Below are 1,027 nucleotides of genomic sequence, written 5' to 3' on the forward strand. Positions count from 1 at the left end.
TGTTGATAGATCGGCGAGGCCCTGGTGTGCACAGTAGTGTCTCGTCCTGAGAGAGCCATTGCTTCGGGTGGTTGCGTGTGCTCTCCTGGTGCTCGTCGATCTCTCATGTACGGAGGGCTGTGCGGTGACAAAGGGGAAGTACGGTGTTCCCCTAGAGCGGTCTGACTGTCTCGCGCTACCTCGGCATCCCGACAGTTGCACTGAGGAAGACTTCGCAGAGTGGCTTGAGCGTCACGAAGGTGAGCGTCTCGCGGTGGACCTCTTCTCTGGTGCGGGTGGCCTGAGTCTCGGTATCGAGCGCGCGGGATGGACTGTAGCGGCAGGCGTCGACTACAACGAGCGTGCCTTGGAAACTCACGCCGCAAACTTCTCCGGGCTCAGCCTGCACATGGATCTTGGGAATCCGGAAAATCGTGACAGGCTGGTAGGCCTCCTACTAAACGCCAAAGTGGACTTGGTAGCGGGTGGTCCTCCCTGCCAGCCGTTCAGCCGTGCCGGGCGTAGCAAAATTCGTGACTTGGTTCGTAATCACGGACGGGACCCACAAGACCATCGCAAGCAGCTGTGGCGAGCATACCTGGACGTTGTCACCCGAGTTCGACCTCGAGCCGTGCTTATGGAAAACGTACCTGACATGGGCTTGGGCGACGACTTTGCCGTGGTTCGCATCATCGAGGAGAAGCTCGAAGACCTGGGCTATGCAACTCAGCTGCGTCTCGTGGACGCGTGGCAGTACGGGGTTCCGCAGCATCGTAAGAGGCTAATACTGCTTGCCCGAAACGATGTCGAGCGGTTCGATTGGCCGCCAATGCAAGAGCAATTTGTATCACTTCGTGATGCGATCTTCGACCTCCCAAAGCTGAACTTTAAGCCACGACAGCGTGTAGGCGATCGTGAATTGTCTTATAGGGAGCCGAAGCAACTTTCATCTTTCGCCCGGCTCATGCGGCAGGGTGCTGAGATCGATGTAATTCACGACCACATGACACGCCGGGTTCGGGAAGATGACTGAAATCGGAAGAGCGTC

1 protein-coding gene is annotated in these 1,027 nt (G+C 57.5%); it reads left to right on the forward strand.

Annotated features, from left to right (window positions below; all coding sequences use genetic code 11):
- The first annotated feature begins 253 nt into the window (after positions 1-253).
- Entirely contained in the window at positions 254-1,012 is a 759-nt protein-coding gene (locus D7231_RS35875) for a DNA cytosine methyltransferase (RefSeq protein WP_338419916.1), read from the forward strand.
- Positions 1,013-1,027: the final 15 nt, after the last annotated feature.

Origin of the sequence: Streptomyces klenkii (genome assembly GCF_003626645.1) — a bacterium.
In the GTDB taxonomy this organism is placed as follows: domain Bacteria; phylum Actinomycetota; class Actinomycetes; order Streptomycetales; family Streptomycetaceae; genus Streptomyces; species Streptomyces klenkii.